The 468-nt window shown below is 60.0% G+C and carries 1 protein-coding gene; it reads right to left on the bottom strand.

Going from position 1 to position 468, the window contains the following annotated elements; all coding sequences use genetic code 11:
- On the bottom strand, positions 1 to 425 hold a 425-nt coding region (locus tag QSV46_RS39145), incomplete at its 3' end, for a methyltransferase dimerization domain-containing protein (RefSeq protein ID WP_314964016.1).
- Positions 426 to 468: the final 43 nt, after the last annotated feature.

Below are 468 nucleotides of genomic sequence, written 5' to 3'. Positions count from 1 at the left end.
TTCTCATCTGGACGGGTGCTGCGATACTCCCATACGCCCTGACCATTGAGATGCCGAAAGGCATTCTCGCCGGTGCGGACGCTGTGTTCAAGATGGCCCCAGGCCTGCCAGGCGTAAGGTCGGCCGACATATGCGGCCCAGCCGTCGAGCGGGGTCGGTGAGTCAGAACGAAGACACTCGCCCATCGCGGTGAGCGAGAACGTTTTGTTCTCGGCCTCATGGAAAACGCCGGCTGAAGCCAGCGCCCGCAAGAGCCGATAAAGTGTCCTCGGATGCGATCCGCTGAGCCGAGCTAGTTCGTTGCTGCTTAGCGGCCCGTGACTAAGGTGGTCGGCTATGCCAAGCCGTGCCGCTACGTGAATGGCCTGCGAAATCTGATAGCCATTAATCAGCCGCGTAAGGTCCGAGAAAGCATTCGTGGTCATGGCTTCATCTCCCCCGCGGCCACGCGCACAGTAAAGATGCATC

It is taken from the genome of Bradyrhizobium cosmicum (assembly GCF_032290525.1).
GTDB classification, from domain to species: Bacteria; Pseudomonadota; Alphaproteobacteria; order Rhizobiales; family Xanthobacteraceae; genus Bradyrhizobium; species Bradyrhizobium cosmicum_A.
The sequence above is the reverse complement of the archived record's forward strand: the minus strand, read 5'-3'. Positions and strand labels throughout refer to the sequence as shown.